Annotated in this window: 1 protein-coding gene; it reads left to right on the forward strand. The window is 57.4% G+C overall.

Annotated features, from left to right (window positions below):
- Window positions 1-113: 113 nt before the first annotated feature.
- Window positions 114-305, forward strand: a 192-nt coding sequence (locus ASG05_RS16950) for a helix-turn-helix domain-containing protein (protein WP_235491556.1), incomplete at its 3' end; no start/stop codon positions are given.

The following is a 305-nucleotide window of genomic DNA, read 5'->3' on the forward strand; positions in this document are numbered from 1 at the left end:
GTGTTGATTTCCACTGAGAGCTGACCCAGGCAGCTTCGGTTTTTCCATCGAGAATTGACCCATGTTTGAACTCGTCTCCACGCCATCGGTGCGGGGACATCGGAGTGATCGACATGGAGTTATTGAGTGTCATTCGACGCTGGCGTCACCGAGACGACCTCTCGATCCGGGAGATCTCCCGGCGGAGCGGGCTTTCCAGGAACACGGTTCGTAAGTACCTGCGCGCCGATCGTTTGGAGCCGCAGTTCTTGGTTCCGGATCGTCCGAGCAAGCTTGATCCCTACGCCGACAAACTCTCGGCGATG

Source organism: Frigoribacterium sp. Leaf186 (assembly GCF_001423905.1).
In the GTDB taxonomy this organism is placed as follows: domain Bacteria; phylum Actinomycetota; class Actinomycetes; order Actinomycetales; family Microbacteriaceae; genus Frigoribacterium.